The sequence below is a fragment of the Sphingopyxis sp. Geo25 genome (assembly GCF_949769135.1).
Classification (GTDB): domain Bacteria; phylum Pseudomonadota; class Alphaproteobacteria; order Sphingomonadales; family Sphingomonadaceae; genus Sphingopyxis.
In genome coordinates, this window is sequence record NZ_CATKOZ010000001.1 from 125670 (window position 1) to 147820 (window position 22151).

22 protein-coding genes are annotated in these 22151 nt (G+C 66.2%); 10 read left to right on the forward strand and 12 right to left on the reverse strand.

Going from position 1 to position 22151, the window contains the following annotated elements:
• Positions 1-40: 40 nt before the first annotated feature.
• Positions 41-877, forward strand: a complete 837-nt coding sequence (locus tag QOL68_RS00630) for a hypothetical protein (protein WP_282945977.1) — start codon at positions 41-43, stop codon at positions 875-877.
• Positions 878-887: 10 nt separating this feature from the next.
• Here QOL68_RS00630 and QOL68_RS00635 read toward each other — a convergent pair whose 3' ends face one another.
• Positions 888-1199, reverse strand: a complete 312-nt coding sequence (locus tag QOL68_RS00635) for a hypothetical protein (protein ID WP_282945979.1) — start codon at positions 1197-1199, stop codon at positions 888-890.
• Positions 1196-1441, reverse strand: coding sequence for a hypothetical protein (locus QOL68_RS00640; RefSeq protein ID WP_282945982.1), 246 nt, complete (start codon positions 1439-1441; stop codon positions 1196-1198). The genes QOL68_RS00635 and QOL68_RS00640 overlap by 4 nt, the downstream gene beginning before the upstream one ends.
• Positions 1442-1577: 136 nt before the next feature.
• Here QOL68_RS00640 and QOL68_RS00645 point away from each other — a divergent pair, with 136 nt between their 5' ends.
• The gene (locus QOL68_RS00645) at positions 1578-2246 is read left to right on the forward strand and encodes a S24 family peptidase (RefSeq protein ID WP_058455555.1); all 669 of its coding nucleotides are present in this window, start codon (positions 1578-1580) and stop codon (positions 2244-2246) included.
• 24 nt (positions 2247-2270) lie between these two features.
• On the opposite strand, the gene QOL68_RS00650 is transcribed toward QOL68_RS00645, so the two are convergent.
• On the reverse strand, positions 2271-2576 hold the full coding sequence (locus QOL68_RS00650; protein WP_282945986.1) for a hypothetical protein: 306 nt from the start codon (positions 2574-2576) through the stop codon (positions 2271-2273).
• 184 nt (positions 2577-2760) lie between these two features.
• Here QOL68_RS00650 and QOL68_RS00655 point away from each other — a divergent pair, with 184 nt between their 5' ends.
• Complete coding sequence (locus tag QOL68_RS00655; RefSeq protein ID WP_282945988.1) at positions 2761-4062, forward strand: methyl-accepting chemotaxis protein; 1302 nt, start codon at positions 2761-2763, stop codon at positions 4060-4062.
• Positions 4063-4149: 87 nt separating this feature from the next.
• Complete coding sequence (aqpZ, locus tag QOL68_RS00660; RefSeq protein WP_282945990.1) at positions 4150-4875, forward strand: aquaporin Z; 726 nt, start codon at positions 4150-4152, stop codon at positions 4873-4875.
• A gap of 34 nt (positions 4876-4909) precedes the next feature.
• Here the strand turns inward: aqpZ and galU are convergent, their stop codons facing one another.
• The 6 genes from galU to QOL68_RS00690 all read right to left on the reverse strand — a co-directional run bounded on the left by galU (position 4910) and on the right by QOL68_RS00690 (position 9851).
• The gene (gene galU, locus QOL68_RS00665) at positions 4910-5773 is read right to left on the reverse strand and encodes a UTP--glucose-1-phosphate uridylyltransferase GalU (RefSeq protein ID WP_204992400.1); all 864 of its coding nucleotides are present in this window, start codon (positions 5771-5773) and stop codon (positions 4910-4912) included.
• A 74-nt stretch (positions 5774-5847) separates the two neighbouring features.
• Positions 5848-6345 (reverse strand): outer membrane lipoprotein YfiB, encoded by a 498-nt coding sequence (gene yfiB, locus QOL68_RS00670; RefSeq protein ID WP_282945993.1) that lies wholly within the window; start codon positions 6343-6345, stop codon positions 5848-5850.
• Positions 6346-6352: 7 nt separating this feature from the next.
• Complete coding sequence (dgcN, locus tag QOL68_RS00675; protein WP_282945995.1) at positions 6353-7597, reverse strand: diguanylate cyclase DgcN/YfiN; 1245 nt, start codon at positions 7595-7597, stop codon at positions 6353-6355.
• A complete protein-coding gene (gene yfiR, locus QOL68_RS00680; RefSeq protein ID WP_282945997.1) occupies positions 7594-8130 on the reverse strand; it encodes a regulatory sequestration protein YfiR in 537 nt (178 codons plus the stop codon). The genes dgcN and yfiR overlap by 4 nt, the downstream gene beginning before the upstream one ends.
• A gap of 138 nt (positions 8131-8268) precedes the next feature.
• A complete protein-coding gene (gene msrA, locus QOL68_RS00685) occupies positions 8269-8802 on the reverse strand; it encodes a peptide-methionine (S)-S-oxide reductase MsrA (protein WP_058455561.1) in 534 nt (177 codons plus the stop codon).
• A 56-nt stretch (positions 8803-8858) separates the two neighbouring features.
• Entirely contained in the window at positions 8859-9851 is a 993-nt protein-coding gene (locus QOL68_RS00690; protein WP_282945999.1) for a M48 family metalloprotease, read from the reverse strand.
• An 87-nt stretch (positions 9852-9938) separates the two neighbouring features.
• On the opposite strand from QOL68_RS00690, the gene QOL68_RS00695 reads away from it, so the two are divergent.
• The 4 genes from QOL68_RS00695 to rpsI all read left to right on the forward strand — a co-directional run bounded on the left by QOL68_RS00695 (position 9939) and on the right by rpsI (position 12922).
• On the forward strand, positions 9939-10982 hold the full coding sequence (locus QOL68_RS00695) for a COX15/CtaA family protein (protein WP_282946001.1): 1044 nt from the start codon (positions 9939-9941) through the stop codon (positions 10980-10982).
• Positions 10979-11764 carry a hypothetical protein gene (locus tag QOL68_RS00700; protein ID WP_058455564.1) on the forward strand — a complete coding sequence of 262 codons (786 nt, stop codon included), beginning with the start codon at positions 10979-10981 and terminating at the stop codon, positions 11762-11764. Before QOL68_RS00695 ends, QOL68_RS00700 begins: the two co-directional genes overlap by 4 nt.
• A gap of 181 nt (positions 11765-11945) precedes the next feature.
• The gene (gene rplM / locus QOL68_RS00705; protein WP_282946003.1) at positions 11946-12425 is read left to right on the forward strand and encodes a 50S ribosomal protein L13; all 480 of its coding nucleotides are present in this window, start codon (positions 11946-11948) and stop codon (positions 12423-12425) included.
• Positions 12425-12922, forward strand: a complete 498-nt coding sequence (gene rpsI, locus QOL68_RS00710) for a 30S ribosomal protein S9 (protein ID WP_282946004.1) — start codon at positions 12425-12427, stop codon at positions 12920-12922. Before rplM ends, rpsI begins: the two co-directional genes overlap by 1 nt.
• Positions 12923-13164: 242 nt before the next feature.
• Here the strand turns inward: rpsI and QOL68_RS00715 are convergent, their stop codons facing one another.
• The 3 genes from QOL68_RS00715 to ispG all read right to left on the reverse strand — a co-directional run bounded on the left by QOL68_RS00715 (position 13165) and on the right by ispG (position 16591).
• Positions 13165-14208 (reverse strand): phosphotransferase family protein, encoded by a 1044-nt coding sequence (locus tag QOL68_RS00715; RefSeq protein WP_282946006.1) that lies wholly within the window; start codon positions 14206-14208, stop codon positions 13165-13167.
• On the reverse strand, positions 14205-15296 hold the full coding sequence (locus QOL68_RS00720; protein ID WP_282946008.1) for an Rv3169 family protein: 1092 nt from the start codon (positions 15294-15296) through the stop codon (positions 14205-14207). The genes QOL68_RS00715 and QOL68_RS00720 overlap by 4 nt, the downstream gene beginning before the upstream one ends.
• Before the next feature lie 143 nt (positions 15297-15439).
• Positions 15440-16591, reverse strand: a complete 1152-nt coding sequence (ispG, locus tag QOL68_RS00725) for a flavodoxin-dependent (E)-4-hydroxy-3-methylbut-2-enyl-diphosphate synthase (protein ID WP_282946010.1) — start codon at positions 16589-16591, stop codon at positions 15440-15442.
• 259 nt (positions 16592-16850) lie between these two features.
• Between ispG and QOL68_RS00730 the strand changes: the two genes are divergently transcribed.
• Together QOL68_RS00730 and rpoB are read left to right on the forward strand one after the other, a co-directional pair.
• The gene (locus QOL68_RS00730; protein ID WP_282946012.1) at positions 16851-17603 is read left to right on the forward strand and encodes a TorF family putative porin; all 753 of its coding nucleotides are present in this window, start codon (positions 16851-16853) and stop codon (positions 17601-17603) included.
• A gap of 317 nt (positions 17604-17920) precedes the next feature.
• Complete coding sequence (gene rpoB / locus QOL68_RS00735) at positions 17921-22099, forward strand: DNA-directed RNA polymerase subunit beta (protein ID WP_282946014.1); 4179 nt, start codon at positions 17921-17923, stop codon at positions 22097-22099.
• Positions 22100-22151: the final 52 nt, after the last annotated feature.

Below are 22151 nucleotides of genomic sequence, written 5' to 3' on the forward strand. Positions count from 1 at the left end.
AGAGTGACCCGGACCGAGGGTGCGAAAGACGTGGGACGATATGGACGACGATAGCGAAGCGCCGAAGACAAGCCGCCTGCGGGCGATGCTGCGCGCCCTGCAAACGACGCTTCCGGCGGTGATCGGCGCTGCCGCGCTCACCTTTCTTTTTGCTGCGGTCATCCCGATGGCATGGGTCGCCGGGATCAGCTGGAATCTCTATCTCGACCGCCTGTCGGACTTGTTCGTGCCACCCGTCGGTAACGGCGCTCGGCTCGCGCTTGCCCTCGCCATGTCGGCGATCGCCGCGCTGATTGCAGCTTTCGTCGCGCTGTTGATCAACGAACCCGAGGCCTCGGGTCTCACGGCGCTGCGCCGCAGAGCCAGCCGGGTGGTCGAGGAAGAGGCGAGCGATTATGTCCCGCCGCGTCGCCGCGCTGACCTGCACCCCGACGATTTGCCGCGCGCGCCGATCCGCGCTGGTCGCGACCTTCCCGCCGAGGGGCTCGGCGTCTGGGCCGCCCCGACCGAGGCCTCGGCCGAACCCGATCCCTTTCTGAGCCCCGCCGTTCCCGAGACGGCAGACTGGAGCGAGGTTGACGAGCTGGTGCTCGCCGACCTCGCCCCGGTCGAAATCGACGAGCCCGGTGCTGAACCATGGCTGCAACCCGTGGCTTCGACCGGCCCCGCGCTTCCCGACCCCGCCGACAATTCGCTCGGCGCGATGGTCGCGCGACTCGAACTCGGTCTGTCGCGCAAGCGCCTGCCGGCCGCGGCGACGCTTCCGATTCCCGTCAACGATCCGGTCGCGGACGAAGAGGGCGAGGCGGAAATCGACTTCGCGCTCGAAGCGGCGCTGAGCACGCTGCAGCGGATGAACCGCCAGACGCAGGGCTGAGCGACCGCGTTCAATCCTCGACGGTCAATATTTCGACGGTGAATTCGTCAGGGCTGAGTGCCTCCACGCTCAGGTCGGCGACGATATGGCCGGGCAAGCGCCATTCGATGGCGGCGAGGCGGTCCTGCAGGGCGCGAGCATCCAGGGACGATCCCGAACACCGAAAGAGGTGGCGCGCCCCGACGAAATTGGCGCTCGCCCATGGCCGCAATATCGAGTTCCCGAGCGCAAAGCCTTCGCCCAACTCGGCGCCGAGCAGGCGGGTCAGGCGCCGGTGCGGGCAGGCGGGGCGGGCGGGCGCGGTGGGCGACCAGCGGATCATGCGCGCTTCTCCTCACGGAATCGTTGGTCGCCCCGCTTCATCACACGGCCCTCGTGAAAGTCGGCACGCCATTTGTTCATGAAATGTTCTACGCGGCAGATCAGGCTGCGACCCGGCGCGCGTCCCCCGCGCAGGTCGCTCACCAGCCGCGGGTCGTGCGCGGCGGCACGACCGAAGACGCTCGGCGGCATCCGCGATTCGGCCAGGAAAGCCTCGATCCGGTGCAGCAGGCTTCGCTCCATAGTTCCTCCTGTTTTCGTCATGCCCCCGGGCGACTCACCCGATAGGATATTTCCTATTTGATGATCATTTTCCTACTTGTCTAGGAAAAATCCTATCGCTATAGGCGAAATAGGAAGGACCAGTTTCCGGTGACCCATGACTGATTTCGATCTCGACCCGCGCGCCACGCTCGACCGCCTGCTGACCGAGAAGGGCGTCGATTATGCGCAGCTCTCGCAACGCATCGGGCGCAACCCCGCCTATATTCAGCAATATATCAAGCGCGGCTCGCCGCGCCGGTTGGCGGAGGAGGATCGCGCACGCATCGCCGCTTATCTTGGCGTGTCGGAAGCGCTGCTCGGCGGCCCGGCGCCGCGTGTCGCGGCGCCGGCGCGATCGCGCGGCGGCGACATGGTGCTGGTGCCGAAGCTCGCGATCGGCGCTTCGGCGGGCGCGGGGGCGAGCGTCGATGGCGAAGCGGTGGAGGGACAGGTCGCTTTCGACCCCAAATGGCTCCGCGACCTCGGCGCCGACCCGCGCGCGCTCAGCATCATCCGCGTCGAGGGCGATTCGATGGCCCCGACGCTCAGCGACGGAGACGATATCATGGTCGACGGCGGCGACGCCGCGGGCCGGCTGCGCGACGGCATCTATGTGCTGCGGATGGACGATGTGCTGATGGTGAAGCGCGTCGCGCGCGCGCCGGGGCAGGGGCGCGTGTCGGTGATCAGCGACAATCCGCACTACAAGAGCTGGGACGATTTACCCCTGAACGCGATCCGGCTGGTCGGCCGTGTGGTGTGGACCGGGCGGCGGGTGCGTTAGCTCGATCGACCGACGTCGGTCCGATCAGATCGGCTGCGCCATCGTCGCTTCGATTTCCTGTTCGAGCACTTCGGCCCGCCGACATTGTTCGTCGTTGCCGTCGCGGCATTTTTTGGCCGCCTTGTCGTGTTGGCGCGACAGCTTACCCAGCCGTTCCTCGCGTTCGCGCATCGCGCGGCCCCGATTGCGGTCCGCTTCGTCCTGGCTCGTCGTCGACCAGTCGGCGACCTGGCCGACCGCCTTGACCGGCGCGGTAACGACCGACTTCACGGCGCCGACGCAGCCGCCGAGCAGAAAGGCGGACAGCAGGGCAAACAGGATGGCGCGCATGATTTCCTCCCTTGGGCGACGGGCGGTCCATGGCATAGGTGACCGCGCCTGAACAGCGGATTGCGGTAAATCGCCGCCTTGTTGCGCTTCCGTGTCACATCACTGAAATAAATGGTTAAATTCGTCTTAACCATGAGTGGCTAGGTCTCGCCCGAGGCAGAGACCGCTAGCCCGAAGAGAGACGATGAACGCCGTATCGCTTATTCCCGTTCCATCCGGTCTGGAGCCCGCATCGGGTCATGCCGTCGCGATCGGCGCCGATGCATCGCTGTCCGACGTGATCGAAGCGTTTCGCCGCAATCCCGAGCTGCGCCTGCTTGCCATCCTCGACGACCGGCGCGCGCCCGTGGGGATCATCCGCGAACAGCGCGTGCGCGAACTGCTCTTTTGCCCCTACTGGTTTTCGCTGATGCAGAATCCGACGATCGGCGGGTCGATCGACTCGATGGTTGATCCCTGCATCATCGCCGACGTTTCCGAATCGACTGCCAGCCTGCTGCGCCGCGCGTCGGACGCACACGGCCATGACGGGCTGGTCCTCGTCGACGAGGGGCGCTTCGTCGAAACGCTCGACGGCGGCCAGCTCGCGCGGCTCGCGATGCTGCGCGAGATCGAGCTGGCGCGCGAGCGCGCCGACCGCATGGCGTGGGTCGACGAGGCCGGGCGTCGTTTCCAACAGGACATCGCCGCGCTCTCCGCAACGCTCTCAGAAACCGCGCGCGAGGTCGAGGGGGTTGCGCAAATCCTGTCCGAGCGCGCCGAACAGACCGGCCGTGACGCGCTGTCGGTCGCGGGCGCGACTGCGCAGACGCTGACCGGGCTGCAGGATCTCGGCGATCGCGGTCATGCGCTCGCGGCGAGCATGGCGCGGATCGTCGACGACGGCACGCGCGCCCGCGCGGTCCGCCACGATGCGCACCAGAAGGTGCGCCACGCCGGCGGCCGCGCGGCGGCGCTGCAGGATGCCAGCCAGTCGATCGAACAGATGCTGGCGCTGATCATCGACATGGCGAGCCGCACCAACATGCTCGCGCTCAATGCCGGGATCGAGGCGGCACGTGCCGGTGACGCCGGGCGCGGTTTCGCGGTGGTCGCTGCCGAGGTCAAGTCGCTCGCGAACCAGACACGCGCGGCGGCAAGCGACATCACCCCCTATATCGAACGCATCCGCGAGATCGTCGCGCAGGTCGCCGACGGCTTCCGCGAGGTCGAGCGCGCGATCGACGCGAACAACGACTTCTCGGATACAATCGATCAGGCGATGAGCGGCCAGAGCGCAACCAGCCTGTCGATCGCGACCTATGTCGAGCAGGCGGTGTTCGCGGGGCGCGAGATCGACAGCCGCGTTCAGTATATCAGCCGCGGCGCCGCTTCGGTCGGCGAGGGCGCGGCGGCGCTCGGCGAGTTGTCGTCGGACCTCGGCCGCGCGGCGCAATCGCTCCATGAGCGCGCGCGCCAGTTCGTCGAGAGCGTCGCGGCGGCTTGATTCCAGAGGTTTGCGCTTCCCTGCAGGCATGATAGCTTCGCCCCAGCGCCGGCGGCGCCTGTGGCCGCCGGTGGGGAGGAGGGTCATATGACCAATGTGCAAAAGGGCGTGGCCGAGTTCATCGGCACCTTCTGGCTCGTCTTTGGCGGATGCGGCAGCGGGGTGCTGGCGGCCGCCTTTCCCGACGTCGGGATCGGCCTGCTCGGCGTCTCGCTCGCTTTCGGCCTGACCGTCGTCACCATGGCCTATGCGATCGGCCATATTTCGGGTTGCCACCTCAATCCGGCGGTCACCGTCGGTCTGTGGGCCGGCGGGCGCTTCGAGGCGCGCGACATTCCGCTCTATGTGGGGGCGCAGGTGTTCGGCGCGATCGTCGCGGCGTTCCTGCTATTTTATATCGCCAGCGGCAATCCGACCTATGACCTTGCGACCAACGGCCTCGCCGCCAACGGTTTCGGCGGGGGATCGCCGGGTGGCTATGACATCTGGTCGGGGCTGATCATCGAGGTCGTGCTGACCGCGGGCTTCCTGTGGGTGATCATGGGCGCGACCGACGGCCGCGCTCCCGCAGGCTTCGCGCCGATCGCGATCGGCCTCGCGCTGACCTTGATCCATCTCATCTCGATCCCGGTCACCAACACGTCGGTGAACCCCGCACGCAGCACCGGCCCGGCGCTCGTCGTCGGCGGTCTTGCCCTGCAGCAACTCTGGCTCTTCTGGCTCGCGCCGCTGGTCGGTGGGGCGGTGGGCGGGTGGCTCTACCGGACGGTGGGCGCCGACAGCTTCCCGAAGCCCAATATAGAGGGCGACTAGAAAGGCGAACGGCGGGGGCGGAACCCCCGCCTGCCTATTTGAGCAGGTCGATCGCGAAGGCCCGCACCTCGTCGGCCATGTCGGGCCGCGCGAGCGCGACCGCCAGATTGGCCTGGATGTAGCCGGCCTTCGACCCGCAGTCGTAACGCGCGCCGTCGAAGGTGACGGCGTGGAAGGGTTGTGATCCGATCATCGTCGCCATCGCGTCGGTGAGCTGGATTTCGCCGCCCGCGCCCTTTTCTTGGCGTTCGAGCACGCGCATCACCTCGGGCTGGAGGATGTAGCGGCCCGAGATGATCAGGTTCGACGGCGCCTCGTCGGCCCTCGGCTTCTCGACCAGCCCCTTCACCTCGGTCAACGCGCCGTCGGCTTTGCCGGGTGCGATCACGCCATAGGAGGAGACTTGCTCCTTTGGCACCTCCAGCACCGAGATCAAATTGCCGCCGACCTTGTAATAGGCGTCGACCATCTGCTTCATGCAGCCGGGCGACCCGTGCATGAACTCGTCGGGCAGGAAGATCGCGAAAGGTTCGTCGCCGACGATATCGCGCGCGCACCAGATCGCATGGCCAAGCCCCATCGGCTCCTGCTGGCGGACATAGGCGCAATTGCCGGGCCCCAGCCGCGTCGGGGCGAGCACCGACAGATCCTTGCCGCGCTCGGACATCGTCTTTTCGAGCTCGAATGCGATGTCGAAATGATCCTCGATCGCGCTCTTGCCACGGCCGGTGACGAAGATCATCTGCTCGATCCCCGCTTCGCGCGCCTCGTCGACCGCATATTGGATCAGCGGCCGGTCGACCACCGGCAGCATTTCCTTCGGGATAGCCTTGGTAGCAGGAAGGAAGCGGGTGCCGAGACCGGCAACGGGAAAAACGGCTTTACGGATCGGTTTCATGCGAGGCCTTCGATTGTTCGCGCGTGGCAATGGAGCGTCCCGGCGCAATCGTCTAGGCCGTTATGGTTAATATTTCAGGCCGGCGGGGTCACGATCACGACGACCCGACGATTGTCCTGCCGTCCCTCCGCCGTGTCGTTCGGCGACAGCGGGATGGTTTCGCCGCGGCCGATGATCTGGTCGGCGTCGAAGCGCATGCCGCTCGTCTGGAGCGCACGCGCCACCGACTGCGCGCGCGCTTGCGACAGCATCTGGTTGTAGGCAGTGGTGCCGGTCGAATCGGTGTGACCCTCGACCCGCGCGGTCAGGATGCCCACCGAAACGAGATTCTTCGCCGTCGCTTCCAGAATCGTGACCTGTTCGGGCTTCAGCGCGCTTTCGTTCGTCGCGAAGAGCAGGCGCTCGTTGATCGTCAGCGTCCAGCCGTCGCCGGTTTCGACGAAACCCTCGGCCTTCAATGTCGCGACCTGCGCGGGCGTGAAGCCCTTGGGTGCGGGCATCGTCTGGCAGGCGGCGAGCAGCAGCGGCAGCAAGATCAGCACCAGGCTGCGGACGGAATCGGTCAGGGGCATGCGCACATCAGGTCTCCGCTTGTCTCTTCTGCGACCGGTTGGTCAGCTTGTCGGCATACATGGCGGTGTCGGCCGCGGTGAGCAGTCCGGCCGCATCGCCGCCATCGTCGGGATAGACCGCGGCGCCGACGCTGATCGCGAGGCGATAGTCGGCGCCGCCGGGCAAAGCCACGGGTTTCGCGGCGATCTGGCGGATGCGCGCGGCGATCGCTTCGGCGCCCGGTCCCTGGTCGAGCGGGTCGACGATCACGACGAATTCGTCGCCGCCGATGCGCGCGGCGAAATCACCGGTGCGGAGCGTCTCCTTGATCCGCGCCGATAGCGCGACCAGCACCGCGTCGCCCGCCGCGTGACCATGATTGTCGTTCGCCGCCTTGAAATTGTCGGCGTCGATGAACAGCAGCGCAAAGCGCCCGTCGCGCCGCGCCGCATTCTCGATCCGCGCTGCGAGCTGCTCGTCGAACGCGGCGCGGTTCGGCAGGGCGGTGAGCATGTCGTGCGAGGCGCGGTGGGCAAGAACCGCATTCTCGCTCTCCATATGTCCCTGCCAGCCCTGAAGCTCGTCGAGCAGCGCGTTGATGTCGCCGCCTAGCCGGTCGAGCTCGGCGATCCGGAGCGGCTGCACGCGTTTGTCGAACCGGCGGTGCAGCCGGACGTCGTGCGCGACGGTCGCGATCTCGCCGAGCGGCTTGACCAGCTCATATTCGAAACGGCGTGCGAGGATGATCGTCCCCAGCGCGGTGACGAGCAGGCAACCGAGCCCGGCAAGCGCGCCGATGCGGACATAGTCGATCAGGGTCGAGCTATCGCCCCAGATCTCGATGCGCCCGATCACCGACCCGTTGCGCCTGATCGGCGTGGAAAAGGGCTGCGGAAAGAACAGGCTGGTCAGCACGGGCGACGGATCGCCCTTCGGCGACTGCCATTCGTAGAGCGGACGGCCCCGATGATCGAGCACGCGCAGCCGTGCGATCCCCGGGATCCTGCGAAGAGGGTCGAGCCCCTCGCGCGCCGCCTCGGGGTCGTTGAACACGAGCGCGGGTTCGGCGCCATAGGCGCCGACGCGCGTCGCAAGCTCCATGTTCCGGTCGGCGTAGCTGCGCAGCGTCGTGATGCCCGCGAGCAGGATCGCGACGCCCGAGAGCGCGACGGCGAACAGGGTGATGCCGAAATGGAACCGCGACAGCAGCTTTTGCAGCGTCGTGTGCGCCGCGGGGCGGGCGGGGCTGCGGGGTGCGAGCGGGCGGGTCATGAGGCGTCCCCGTCGCTGCCGATCTGGAGCACGCGCGGGTCGATGCGCAGCGGACCACGGCCGATGGCGTCGAGATTGACCGAAAAGCTGACGCCTGGGGCGCGGGCGCGGAGGCAGAACATCGCGCCGAAGCTGCAGCCCGGATCGTCGTCGGTGATCGTCAGCACCGGGCGGCCGCGCACCCACGCGATCAGGCGCTGCCGGTCGGCGACCGGCATTCTGCCGAGGAACAGGATGTCGCAGCCGCTGCCGTTGGCGGGCGCGGAAAGGCGTCGCACCGCGATGCTTTGTCCGCCCGGCACGGCGGGTGCGATGTGATCGGTCAGTTGCGGCGTGCCCGCGACGCACATCGTGCGCGGTGCGCGCGGCAGGTCGGCCGGCCAGCGGGCATAGCTGATGATCCCGCCGACGATCCGGTTGACCCCGGTCGCGACACCGGCGGGGCTGCCGTCGACGATCGTCTGGCTCGCCGCCTCCATCGCCAGCTGCGGCGCCGCCAGCGACGATCCGACCAGAAGAAGCGAAACAAACACCGACAGCGACCCCTCACCGCGCCATGGGGCTACCCTGCCCCCGCTGGGCGGGGTCCGCTAGTCTAAACTGCCGCAAAGTCAAGGAAATGTGACGTCATGCGACCATATTGCAACAGTCTGCCGCCATTTTGGTTCTTTTCAGGCGCGCAGCCGCTCTGCGAACCCTTTGCGCAGCTTGGCGAGCTTGGGCGGAATGACGGCCATGCAATAGGGATTGCGCTGGCCTTCGCCGTCCCAATAGGCCTGATGATAATCCTCGGCCGGATACCAGGTCGACGCGGGCTCGATCGTCGTGACGATCGGCGCGGGCCAGTCGGTTGCGGCGCGCTCGATGCCCGCACGCGCCGCATCCTCCTGTCCCGCGTCGAGCGGGAAGATCGCACTGCGATACTGGGTGCCGATATCGTTGCCCTGCCGGTTGAGCTGCGTCGGGTCGTGCGTCGCGAAAAAGACGTCGAGCAGATCGGCATAGGAAATGACCGCGGGGTCGAAGCTGATGCGGATCGCCTCGGCATGGCCGGTGTCGCCGCCGCACACCTGCTTGTAGGTGGGGTTCGCCGTCGTGCCGCCGATATAGCCGCTTTCGACCTTTTCCACGCCGGCCAGCGACTGGAAGACCGCCTCGGTGCACCAGAAGCATCCTCCGGCAAAGATCGCGGTTTCACGGGTCATGGCATGGTTCCTTTGGTGGGGGGAGGGGATGCGCGGTAAATAAGGTGCGTCCCATACTATTCCAAGGGCGGGGGCGCGTCGATCAGAGGTGGTTTCAAGGGTTGACCCGCCGTTCGCGCGCTGTCGATCGCGCGAATTTCCTCCTCGAAGGATGCGACCCGGTCGCGCCAGCCTGGATGCGTCGCCGCCTGGAACGGCGGCGCACCCTTGCGCTGACCGAAACGGGACCAGAAACGGACGGTCGCCGCCGGGTCATAGCCCGCCCCGGCGAGCAGCCACACCGACAGCCGATCGGCTTCGACTTCGGTCTGCTTGAACAGCCGCGCGCTGCGGCCGAATTGCTTGCCGAGCCCGCGGTCGACCCCCGCCGCGTCGAGCCGCGCGCGATGGCGGAGGATGTTGTGCGCAAGCTCGTGCGCGATCGCGGCGGCAAGCTCGTCATCGCTCGCTGCAAAATCGACGAGCCCCGCGCTGACTACGACAAGGCGACCGTCGGCGCCGCCAGCGGCAGCCGCGCGCGCATTGACGCGGAAGTCGCTGGCGCAGCCGGGGACAGGGTCGACCGCGACGGCCTGACCGTCGATCCCCGCTATCATCACACGGGCGCGCGGCGGCAGCGCGGCGAAGAGTTTTTCGAGGGCGGTCATGCGCACAAAGGCGTCATTCCCCTCTGCCACATTCACCGGCTGGCCGTTGACGGCACCGATCGCGGCCCCGGTGCGCAGCCCGGCGGTCGCGGCGGGCGATCCCGGCGCCACCGCCGCGACAAAGGTCGTATCGGCGTCGGTCGCATGATAGGCCGCCAGCGCTTCGGCGCGGTCGTTCGCGTCATAAAGCCGGGGGTCGCCCAATATCCAGCCGAACTGCGGCTGGATCGCGGGGCACCAGGCGGCGTTGGCGGTGGTCAGGCGAAAGCCGATCGTCGCGACGCGCGCCTCCTGCCGGGCGAGCAGGGCATAGCCGGTGGCGGGCGCGTCCGCCGATGCCCAAGCGGGTGCGGCGCACACGAGACCGATCAGGATCGAAAACGAACGGAGGCGGGGATGCATCGCTGCCGCTTATCAACCCGCGCCTGTCGCGACCATGAATTTTCGCCCTCTTGCCTATCGGCGGACAAGCGGCGATAGGGCGAGGCGATGACGCAAGCCTCCGTGACCGTCCGGCCCTCTATCCCCCGTCCCGCCGCCCTCGCCCGCTGGCTCTGGGCTGTCGCCCTGCTCGTGATCATGGTCGTCGCGGTCGGTGGTATCACTCGCCTTACCGAATCGGGGCTGTCGATCACCGAGTGGAAGCCGGTGTCGGGCGTCCTCCCGCCGCTGACCGAGGCAGGCTGGCAGGCCGAGTTCGAGAAATACAAGCAGATTCCCGAGTATAAGGAGATCAATGCCGGAATGTCGCTCGCGGCGTTCAAGGGGATTTTCTTCTGGGAATGGCTGCACCGCATCCTCGGTCGGCTCGTCGGCATGGCGCTGCTCGTACCGCTTGCCTTCTTTGCCTGGCGGCGCGCGATCCCTGCGGGTTTTGGCGCGCGCCTGCTCGGCCTCGCGGCACTGGTGGGGCTGCAGGGCGCGATCGGCTGGTGGATGGTCGCCTCGGGCCTCGTCGACCGGACCGATGTCAGTCACTTCCGGCTGGCGCTCCATTTGCTGACCGCGCTCTTTCTGCTCGCGGCGCTGGTCTGGACCGCGCGCGATTTCGCCCTGATGGCGCGCGATCGCGTGGCCGTCAGGCCGCGGCTGATCGGAGTTGCGTGGGCCGTGATCGCGATCCTCTTCGTTCAGTTGCTGCTCGGCGCATGGGTCGCCGGACTGAACGCGGGTTATGTCGCCAGCACATGGCCGTCGATGAACGACCATTTCGTGCCCGAGGGGATCGACTGGTCCCGCGGCGCCTGGTTCGCCTTCACCAACGATCCCTTCCTCCTCCATTTCCTCCATCGCTGGTGGTCGTGGGCGGCTGCGATCGCGCTGCTGCTGCTCGCGCGCACCCTCGGCCGGCGTGGTGCGCGGACCGAGGCGATGCTGCTGATCCTCGTCGTCGCGGCGCAGATGACCCTCGGCATCCTGACCGTCGTCACCGGCGTGTCGATGTGGATCGCGGTGCTGCATCAGGTCACGGGAGCGATCCTCGTCGCGACGACCGCCGCATCGCTGCACCGGCTGGGACGCCCCGCAGCATGATCGCCGCGGTCCTGCTGCTGTTGGCGGGGCAGGCCGGTCCTGCTGTCCTTCCTGCGCCCGCTCCGGCGGTCGCCGGGCCGCGGGTCTTCGCGCCGCCGCTCGGGTCGCCGATGCGCTATCGTGTCACCACACGGCGGCTGTCGCGCGACGGAACGATCGCGAGCTATACGCTCGACTATCTCCTGCAATGGGAGCGTGCCGGTCGCGGCATCCGGCTTGTCGCCACGCTGCAGCGAACCGGCTCCGACGCGCGGCCCGAGCTTGCCGGGGCGTTTACCAGCCTGATGCAGCCACTCGTCGGTGAGCCTGTCACCTATCTTGTCGCGGCCGACGGCAGCAGCATCGACCTTGTCGACCCCGACGGCCTGTGGGCGCGCGTGATGGCGCAGACAGAGGCGATGGCGGCGGCCGCCGACCGGCCCGAGGCGAAGAGCGCCGCGCGACTGCTCGCTGCCCTGTCGCCCGGCGACCGCGAAAAACTCGCGACCGCCGACATTCGCGCGCTGGTCGCCACGGCCAACGCCGATATCCCGGCGTCCTCCGGCGCGGGGGTGGCGGTGCGCCAGGACGGCAACTTGCGCACGATCGCGCGCACCGAGCGAGGCGAAGTTTCCGCGCGGGCAGGGGCGCCGCAGCCCCTCGTGGTGGAGCGGAACTGGACCGTCGACACCGCGACCGGGCTTCTGATCGCCGAGCGGCGGCAAAGCTGGCTGACCGGCCCCGCAGGCGACGAACGACAGCTCGCCGAGGAGCAGATTCGCGAACTCGATGCCGACAGATAATTGCGCGGTATCATAATACCCGTCAGCAAAGCCGCCGAATCATTGACTTTCGCTGCATTTGCCGTCATTGGCCCGCTTCGAAGCGCCGCTGCGTCCATTTGCGACAGGCGGCGCGGTTTGTTTCGGAGCGGCCGGCAATAAGGCTGGGGCGTTCCGGTCCATATCTGTCAAGGAGCGTGCCATGAAGGCGCTGACCAAGACGACCGCTTCGGCCAATGCCGGTACGGTCGAAAAGAAATGGGTGCTGATCGACGCCGACGGTCTCGTCGTGGGCCGCGTCGCGTCGATCATCGCCAACATCCTGCGCGGCAAGCACAAGCCGTCGTTCACCCCGCACGTCGATTGCGGTGACAATGTCATCGTCATCAACGCCGAGAAGGTGGCGTTCACCGGCAAGAAGCTGCAGGACAAGCGCTATTACAAGCACACCGGCTACGCCGGCGGGATCAAGGAAACCAGCCCCCAGAAGATTCTGGAAGGCCGTTTCCCCGAGCGCGTGCTCGAAAAGGCCGTCGAACGCATGATCCCGCGCGGCCCGCTCGGCCGCCAGCAGATGCGCAACCTGCGCATCTTCGCGGGCACCGAACATCCGCACGAAGGGCAGAGCCCCGAAGTGATCGACGTCGCGTCGATGAACCGCAAGAACAAGGTGGGTGCATAATGGCCGACGAACAGACCATGACCGATCTCAAGGATCTCGCCGGCGCCGTCGAAGGCACCGTCGCTCCGGCCACGCCGACCGCTCCGCTTCGCGAGAAGCAGGTCGACAAGCAGGGCCGCGCCTATGCAACCGGCCGCCGCAAGGACGCCGTCGCCCGCGTGTGGGTCAAGCCCGGCACGGGCAAGATCACCGTCAACGGCCGCGACCAGGAAGTCTATTTCGCGCGTCCGACGCTGCGCCTCGTCATCAACCAGCCCTTCGGCCTGACCGAACGCACTGGCCAGTATGACGTGATCGCGACCGTCAAGGGTGGCGGCCTGTCGGGCCAGGCCGGTGCGGTTCTGCACGGCATCGCGCAGGCGCTGACCCGCTTCGAACCGGCGCTGCGCAGCCCGGTCAAGGCGGCTGGCTTCCTGACCCGCGACAGCCGCGCGGTCGAGCGTAAGAAATACGGCAAGGCAAAGGCCCGCCGCAGCTTCCAGTTCTCGAAGCGCTAAAAGTTTCTTCCGCCGACGGGTGGAGAAGGAAAGGGCGGTCCGGCAACGGGCCGCCCTTTTTCGTGTCGGCTTTGGGGTGGTTTCCAGCCTTTCCATTCTCGTCATCCTGAACTTGTTTCAGGATCCATGATCCGCCATTGCCTTAAGCGCCGCGCCGGACGAACGCTCAGTCCATGGATGCTGAAACAAGTTCAGCATGACGATGCAGGATAGGTTAGCCTCCGGTCGGAAGCAGCCATTTTCTATAGCAGCTCCAAACTTCCCAGCGCCAGCGCCTGTCGCGCCGGGCGTTCGGCCATGACCGCGAACATCTCGTCGCCGCGCGCCGTGCGCTCGACATTCATCGACGCAAACACCGCCATGAAATAGCCGCTGAGCGCGCCGACGCGATAGTCGGTCCAGAGCGCGTCGGCGTCGGGGGCGATCCCGCGCGTGCGGAGTGCCGCGATCCAGTGATCGAAGGCCGGTCGGTCGGCGGCCGCACGCTCGAACGGATCGGCGATGCTGGTGCCGACCAGATAGGCGAGATCGGTAGCGCCGCTGCCGCGTCCCAGCGTCTGCCAGTCGACGAGCCAGCAGCGCTCGCCGTCGGGCGCGAAGAGGATATTGTCGATGCGCAGGTCGCCGTGAACGATCGTGCGCGCCGATGTCTGCCGTGAGAGATAGGCGTCGAGCCGGTCCACGATCCCCGCGCCGAGGTCGAGCACCTCGGGGGCGAGCCGCGTCGTGTAGCGTTCGCGAAAGCCCGCGTAGAGCTGCGGGAAAAGCGAGCGGATCACATCGCCGTTGTCGCGTGCGAGCCAGGGCAAGGTGTCGAGGCGGACGTCGTTCCAGAGGAGAGCGTGCAGCCCGGCAGCGGCGTCGATGCAGGGAATAAGGCTCGCTAGACCCAGCCCGGCGAGCTGGTCGCCTTGCCGCGCCGGGGCGAGGTCCGAGAGGATCAGGATGAAGTCGACGTCATCGTCCGCGATCTCGGCATGATGGCACACCGGCGCCGCGACACCACTGCCCGCCGCGAGTTCGCGGTACCAGCTCACTTCCTTGACATAGGTGCCGACGACCTTGGCGATATGGCGGCTCGCCGGATCATGGCTCGGGCATTTGGCGATGACCGAGGCGGGCGCGTCGACCCCGTCCGCCCAGTCGAGCGTCAGGCGAAAGCTGTCGCACATCTGCCCGGTGCCGACCTTGGCGACGGTAAAGCCGTGGAGCGCGGTGGCTTCCTGCCCAAGCTTGCTGGCGAGCCACGCGGGCGACATTGCCTCGGGCGAGGTCGGGAAGCTCAAGCGACGGGGTCCAGCAAGCCGGAAAGGCCGGTCGGTGCGTGCGGGCCGACGAACAATTGTTCGAGGACACCGACGCCGCGATGCGTGCCGCCGCCGTCGGTCAGTTCGGCGGTAACGAGCGCCTGGATGTGCATAGCGAGCGGATTGCCCCAGCCGCGCTCGGCCTCGGTCATGCGGTCGTGGGCGATCGCCGGTTCGGGGCCGTGGTCGAGACCGTGCCCCCAGAGTGGATGGGTGTAGCCAAGCCCGCTCATCGCAAAGACGGCGCCCGCAGGCGCCAGCGCGAGCGACCTGCCGCCACCGAGCTCGGCCGCCATCCGCGCGACCCGCCGCGTGCCCGGTTGCCAGCCGATGGTAAAGCTCGCGGCGTCGAAATGCTGTTCGGTGCCCCCGTCTCCGACGATCACCGCGCGCCGATTCCACGGATTGCCTTCGCGATCGTCGTTGCTGTGGAAGAAGAGCGAGCGACCCTCGAAATTGCATGGCGTCCACAGCCAGAAGAACTGGGTGAAATTGCCCTCTGGCGGCGGCTGCGGCTCGCTTGCGCCGACGGGACGCACGCCCCAGCTGCGGTCGCGCGTTCCGCTCCAGCTATCGTCGACCGCGATCCGCTCGCCGTCCACCGACAGCCAGCCCGACCAACGGCCGTTCTGCGTCATCCGCGTATAGTCCATGAACAGCCGCGTGCCGTTGCGGCGGATGAAGCGCGGTTCCTCGATCGGGAAATGGCGGCCGGTAAAGACCAGTTCGGCGGCGAGGGGGCCGTCGTTGGCCGCGATGCGCAGGGTCAGGCTTTCGAGCGGCGCGTCGATGCCGATGGCGATCGGGCCGACCGACAGGTCGAGCCGTTCGCCGCCCGAACGGCGACTGGCGCGCAGGTTATACTGCACCCCGTCGACGATGACGCAGAAACTCGCGTCGACGATGCCGAGCTGCGGATAGAAGCCCATCGCGGCGGCGAAGAAGACCGACCCGTCGGGGCTGTAGCCGTTGAAGAAATAGCGGTCGTAGAAGTTGCGGTCGGTTCCCGCGAACGCAACCGGTTCACTGGTCTGGTGGAGCGGAAAGTCGTCGCCCTTGGTCAGCATATGTCCTCGTCCCGTTTTTTGTTGCAACGTATCGCGGGACTTGACGGAAGGGAAGGGATGTCGGGTTGGGGGCGATCGCTGCCATTGCTGACGTGATCCCCGGCGAAAGCCGGGGCCGACCGAAGCCCGTCTTATCGTTGCTGTCAGGCCGCCTTGCCGTGCAGCGTGTCCATGCTCATCGCGCTGCCCGCGTCGATCTCCGCCGCCTTTGCCTCAACCAGCTTGACGATGTGCGCGATCATGTCGTCGTCCTCAACATGGTGGTCGGTGACGCCCGAGAGATAGACCATGTGACGCCCGTTGCCGCCGCCGGTGATGCCGATGTCGGTTTCGCGGGCCTCGCCGGGGCCGTTGACGACGCAGCCGAGGACCGAGAGTGACATCGGGGTCTTGATGTGGCCGAGCGCATCCTCGAGCGCCTGGACGGTACGGATGACGTCGAAGCCCTGCCGCGCGCAGCTGGGGCAGGAGACGACGCGGACGCCGCGGGTGCGGAGGCCCAAGGATTTCAGGATTTCATATCCGACGCGCACTTCCTCTTCGGGTTCGGCCGACAGGCTGACGCGGATCGTGTCGCCGACGCCCGCCCAGAGGAGATTGCCGATGCCGAGCGCGCTCTTCACCGTGCCGCCAATCAGCCCGCCCGCCTCGGTGATGCCGAGGTGCAGCGGGCAGTCGACCGCGTCGGCGAGCTGCATGTACGCGGCGACCGCGAGGAACACGTCGCTGGCCTTCACCGCGACCTTATAGTCGTGGAAATCATGATCCTGGAGCAGCTTGATATGGTCGAGCGCGCTTTCGACGAGCGCCTCGGGGCAGGGCTCGCCATATTTTTCGAGCAAATCCTTTTCGAGGCTGCCGGCGTTGACGCCGATGCGGACCGCGCAGCCGTTCGCCTTGGCGGCGCGAACCACCTCGCCGACGCGTTCGGACGAGCCGATATTGCCGGGGTTGATGCGCAGGCATGCGGCGCCGGCGTCGGCGGCTTCCAGGGCGCGCTTGTAGTGGAAATGAATGTCGGCGATGATCGGGATGCGCGCGGCGCGGACGATCTTGCCGAGCGCGGCCGTCGAATCGGTGTCGGGGCACGAGACGCGGATCAGGTCGGCGCCGGCCTCCTCGCAGCGGCGAATCTGGTCGATCGTCGCCACGGCGTCGCTGGTCAGCGTGTTCGTCATCGTCTGCACCGTGATCGGCGCGCCGCCGCCGACCGGGACGTTGCCGACCATGATCTGGCGACTCGTCCGTCGCGCGATGTCGCGCCAGGGGCGCAGGCCGGGATTGTGATCGCTCATGAGACTGCCTGAAAATACCGGAATATGTGCCGCTCTTTAGCCGCCCCTTACGGACTTGGCAAAGCGCAAGCGCGGAGGCCGCTGCTGTTGCCTGAAAGACACAGCTGGTCGGTTATTACGTGCTTCAGCGCAATTTTCGTTTGTGCAATGCAACAAAATCGGCAATTTTCACGGTGTTCGTCGCTACATGCCCGTGTCGAGGCGTGAGCACGCACGGCAGGTCGGGACGATCCGGTTTATTTTTTAGGGGGATCAACCCATGAAGTTTCTCACCAAAGCCTGCTTCGGCATGCTGCTCGCCGCGTCGGCCATGTCGACTCCTGCTTTCGCCGAGGAAGAAGAAGGCGCCAGCGGTCCGCTGACGCTCAACGGCGGGATCGCCGTCACGAGCGACTATCGTTTCCGCGGCGTTTCGCTGTCGAACGAAAAGGTCGCGGTGCAGCCGTGGCTGACGCTGAGCCACGAAAGCGGCTTTTACGTCGGTGCCTGGGGTTCGACTTTCCCCGACAGCCCGGCCTACGGCAAGTTCGAGCTCGACCTCTATGGCGGCTATGCGACCGAGATCGCGCCGGGCACCAAGGTCGACGTCGGCGTCACCTATTACACCTATCCCGGCAGCGACGACGGCGGCGCCCCGACCGACTATTTCGAAGTCATCGGCAAGCTGACGCAGAGCCTCGGTCCCGTTTCGGCGACCGGCACCGTCGCCTATGCCTGGGATCAGAAGTCGCTGGGCAGCGACGACAATATCTATCTGAACCTCGGCCTCGGCTATGGCATCCCCGATTCGCCGGTCACGCTGACCGCGGGTGTCGGTTACACCGACGGTTCGCTCGGCCTCGTCTCGGCCGATGGCAACTATCTCGACTGGTCGGTGGGCGCGTCCTTCGCCGCCGGTCCGGCGACGCTATCGGTCCAGTATATCGACACCGACGTCAAGAAGTCGGGCGTCAAGGCGATCGACACGCTCTACGATCCGACCGTGGTCTTTACGCTGGGCGTCGCATTCTGATCGCCTAGCGGGTCAGCGACCACGCGCTCGAGGGGGCGGTCTCTGGGGGGAGGCCGTCCCCTTTTGCTATGCGCGGGCCAATGCGTTCCGGTCTTGCGCTACCGCTCCCGTTGACAGCGCGGTGCCCAAATCCTATATCGCGTTCACACCCGATCGTCCGGGAAGCGGCCTGACTTTGCGCAACGGGCCACAGGAATAGGGCGGTAGGGATTTCGAGATGCGTTGGAAAGCTGCGGTAAACCGGCAACGGTTGCTTGCGGCTTTTTTGCGTCTCTCCTGCGCTCGCGAGCTATTTTCTTAAGGCGAGACAATCACTTATGGCGACCAAGGCGAAGTCGGTGGGCAAGGCCCTCGAAGCAACCGCGACCAAGCGAATCCGCAAGCTGTTCGGCAATATCCACGAAGCGGTGGAGATGCCCAACCTCATCGAGGTGCAGCGCGAATCCTATGAGCAGTTCCTGCGCTCGGATCCCTCGATCGGTTATGTCTCGGGCCTCGAAAAGACGCTGCGCAGCGTTTTCCCGATCCGCGATTTCGCCGGCACCGCCGAGCTCGACTTCGTCCATTACGAGCTCGAAGAGCCCAAGTACGACGTCGAGGAATGCCGTCAGCGCGGCATCACCTATGCGGCGCCGATGAAGGTCACGCTGCGCCTGATCGTCTTCGAAGTCGACAGCGAAACCGACACCCGTTCGGTCCTCGATATCAAGGAGCAGGACGTTTACATGGGCGACATGCCGCTCATGACCGAGAACGGTACCTTCTTCGTCAACGGCACCGAGCGCGTCATCGTGTCGCAGATGCACCGTTCGCCGGGTGTGCTGTTCGACCATGACCGCGGCAAGACCCACTCGTCGGGCAAGTATCTCTTTGCCGCGCGCGTCATTCCGTACCGCGGTTCGTGGCTCGACTTCGAATTCGACGCCAAGGACATCGTCAACGTCCGTATCGACCGCAAGCGCAAGCTGCCGGTCACCAGCCTGCTCTATGCGCTCGGCATGTCGGGCGAGGAAATCCTCAACTATTTCTACGACCGTCTGGTTTTCGAGCGTGCCTCGAACGGCTGGAAGGTGCCGTTCGTCGTCGAAAACTGGCGCGGTTCGAAGCCCGCGTTCGATGTCGTCGACGCGAAGACCGGCGAAGTCGTCTTCGCCGCCGGCCACAAGATCAGCCCGCGCCTTGCCAACAAGGCCGCGAAGGACGGTCTCGACACGCTGCTGATTCCGACCGAGGAAATCTTCGGCCGCTATTCGGCCTATGACCTGATCAACGAGGCGACCGGCGAGATCTATATCGAAGCCGGCGACGAAGTGACCGCCGACAATCTCGAAAAGCTCGACGCCGCCGGGATCGACAAGCTCGTCCTGCTCGACATCGACCACAACAACACCGGTCCCTGGATCCGCAACACGCTGAAGGCCGACAAGGCCGAGGACCGCGACCAGGCGCTCAGCGACATCTACCGCGTCATGCGCCCCGGCGAACCGCCGACGCGCGAAACCGCGGAAGCCTTGTTCGGCGGCCTGTTCTTCGACCCCGAGCGCTATGACCTGTCGGCCGTCGGCCGCGTCAAGCTCAATATGCGCCTCGGCCTCGATGCCGAGGATACGGTCACCACGCTGCGCAGCGAGGACATCCTCGCCGTCGTCAAGGAGCTGGTGAACCTGAAGGACGGCAAGGGCGAGATCGACGATATCGACAATCTCGGCAACCGCCGCGTCCGTTCGGTCGGCGAGCTGCTCGAGAACCAGTATCGCGTCGGCCTGCTTCGCATGGAGCGCGCGGTGAAGGAGCGCATGTCGTCGGTCGACGTTTCGACGGTGATGCCGAACGACCTGATCAACGCGAAGCCCGCGGTCGCCGCGGTGCGCGAATTCTTCGGCTCGTCGCAGCTCTCGCAGTTCATGGACCAGACCAACCCGCTCTCCGAAGTGACGCACAAGCGCCGCGTTTCGGCGCTCGGGCCGGGCGGTCTGACCCGCGAACGCGCAGGCTTCGAGGTCCGCGACGTTCACCCGACACACTATGGCCGCATCTGCCCGATCGAAACGCCCGAAGGCCCGAACATCGGTCTGATCAACAGCCTCGCGACGTTTGCGCGGGTCAACAAATACGGCTTCATCGAGACGCCGTACCGCAAGATCATCGACGGCAAGGTGACCAACGAGGTCGTCTATCTGTCGGCGATGGAGGAATCGAAGCACACGGTCGCGCAGGCGAACGCCGACCTCAACCCCGACGGCAGCTTCATCGACGAGCTGATCTCGGCGCGCGAGGCGGGCGAATTCCTGATGGCGCCGCGCGACCAGATTACCCTGATGGACGTGTCGCCGAAGCAGCTTGTTTCGGTCGCGGCGTCGCTGATCCCGTTCCTCGAGAACGACGACGCCAACCGCGCGCTCATGGGTTCGAACATGCAGCGTCAGGCTGTGCCGCTGCTCCGCGCCGAGGCGCCGGTCGTCGGTACGGGCATGGAAGGCACCGTGGCGCGCGATTCGGGCGCGGCGATCGCGGCGCGCCGCGGCGGCGTGATCGACCAGGTCGACGCGACGCGTATCGTGATCCGTGCGACCGACATGGTCGAACCCGGCAAGTCGGGCGTCGACATCTATCGCCTGCAGAAGTTCCAGCGTTCGAACCAGTCGACCTGCATCAACCAGCGTCCGCTGGTGAAGGTCGGCGACGTCGTCCGCTCGGGCGACATTATTGCCGACGGTCCCTCGACCGAGCTCGGCGAACTGGCGCTCGGCAAGAATGTGCTCGTCGCGTTCATGCCGTGGAACGGCTACAATTATGAGGACTCGATCCTCATCAGCGAGCGCATCGTGAAGGACGACGTCTTCACCTCGATCCACATCGAGGAGTTTGAAGTCACCGCACGCGACACGCGCCTCGGGCCCGAGGACATCACCCGCGACATCCCGAACGTCGGCGAGGAAGCGCTGCGCAACCTCGACGAGGCGGGCATCGTCTATATCGGTGCCGAGGTCGGTCCGGGCGACATTCTGGCCGGCAAGATCACCCCCAAGGGTGAATCGCCGATGACGCCGGAAGAAAAGCTGCTGCGCGCCATCTTCGGTGAAAAGGCTAGCGACGTGCGCGACACCTCGCTCCGCCTGCCGCCGGGCGTGTCGGGTACGGTCGTCGAAGTCCGCGTCTTCAACCGCCACGGTATCGACAAGGACGAACGCGCGATCGCGATCGAACGCGAGGAAATCGAGCGCCTGAAGCAGGACGCCGACGACGAGCGCGCGATCCTGAACCGCGCGACCTTCTCGAGCCTCAAAGAACTGCTGGTCGGCCAGACCACCAGCGCGGTTCCGAAGGGCCTGAAGAAGGGGGACGAGGTGACCGAGGACATGCTGGTCGACCTCGACCGCGCCGACTGGTGGAAGCTGGCGGTTGTCGATGACACCGCCCAGACCGCCCTCGAGGCGATCAAGGCGCAGTATGACGAGGCGATCAAGCGCATCAACGCCAAGTATGAAGACCGCGTCGAAAAGCTGCAGCGCGGCGATGAGCTCGCCCCCGGCGTGCTCAAGATGGTCAAGGTCTTCGTGGCCATCAAGCGCAAGCTGCAGCCGGGCGACAAGATGGCCGGCCGTCACGGCAACAAGGGCGTCATCAGCCGCATCCTGCCGAACGAGGACATGCCGTTCCTCGAAGACGGGACGCCGGTCGACATCGTGCTGAACCCGCTGGGCGTGCCGTCGCGCATGAACGTCGGGCAGATCCTCGAAACGCACCTTGGCTGGGCTTCGCGCGGCCTCGGGCGGCAGGTGACGCAGGCGCTGGAGGATTGGCGTGACGCCAATCCCGACGCGACCGGCGGCCAGATGCCCGAAGCGGTGCGCGACACGCTGGAGCGTGTCTATGGCGCCGAGTATGTCGACGACATCAAGGCGCGCAACGCCGACAGCGTCGTCGAACTCGCCGAGAATCTGAAGGTCGGCGTGCCGTTCGCGACGCCGGTGTTCGATGGCGCGAAGGAAGCCGATGTGACCAACATGCTGACCCTCGCGGGCCTGCATGAATCGGGTCAGTCGGATCTGTACGACGGCCGCACCGGCGACAAGTTCGACCGCAAGGTGACCGTGGGCTACATCTATATGCTGAAGCTCCACCACCTCGTCGACGACAAGATTCACGCGCGTTCGATCGGGCCGTACAGCCTCGTCACCCAGCAGCCGCTGGGCGGTAAGGCGCAGTTCGGTGGCCAGCGCTTCGGTGAAATGGAGGTCTGGGCGCTCCAGGCCTATGGCGCGGCGTACACGCTGCAGGAAATGCTGACGGTGAAGTCCGACGACGTGATCGGCCGCACCAAGGTTTACGAGGCGATCGTCAAGGGCGACGACACCTTCGAGGCCGGCATTCCCGAAAGCTTCAACGTGCTCGTCAAGGAAATGCGCTCGCTGGGCCTCAACGTCGAGCTTTCGTCCTATGCGGATGAAGACGAGGGCGAAGGTCCGGACGCTCTTCCCGAAGCCGCCGAATAAGATTTTTCCTCACCCCTCTCGCCCTGCGCGAGAGGGGAAGATGGAGCAGATA